We start from the raw sequence: 492 nt of genomic DNA, 5'->3' as shown, positions 1-492 counted from the left end.
GCACCCTTCTTTATAAGCGGAGCATGCGTAAAATTTATAGCGATCCATAATAGACCCCGTAGAACAGGCAGGGCATTTGGCGATCGGCTTTCGGAACTTCTTTTTGTTCTTGATCATTAAAATTTGTCATGTTCCTGGGAGTTTGATGCAGGCTAATTGTACAGTCTGTACAGATTAACCAATCAAATCAAATGCTACTTTTTCTTAGCCTGAGATTTTTGGTTTTGCTGACGAACTTGTTGCGCGTCAGTTTGCTCCTGACCAAATTCAGTACCGTATTGGTTCTGACCTTTAGCAGATTGTTGAGCATTTTGCTGAGCGTTTTGCTGAGCAGCTTGTTGGTTTTGTTGTCTCCGAAATGCTCCGGTTTATCGGTATCGGTGAATCTACTTTGGAAAGCGAGGTGCTCGAAACTATCATCAAGTTCAGAAAGATCCCCTAATTAAACTAGGGCTTGAGGTGTTACAAAAATTCAAGTACTGTTATCCAAGG

1 pseudogene is annotated in these 492 nt (G+C 41.7%); it reads right to left on the bottom strand.

The features are described from left to right. Positions 1-194 precede the first annotated feature (194 nt). Positions 195-353: pseudogene (locus tag LF817_RS20015) on the bottom strand (gamma-type small acid-soluble spore protein); the annotation flags it as partial. Positions 354-492 lie beyond the last annotated feature (139 nt).

It is taken from the genome of Halobacillus sp. A1, assembly GCF_024189295.1.
GTDB lineage: Bacteria > Bacillota > Bacilli > Bacillales > Halobacillaceae > Halobacillus_A.
This window is presented reverse-complemented; position numbering and strand designations above follow the sequence as displayed.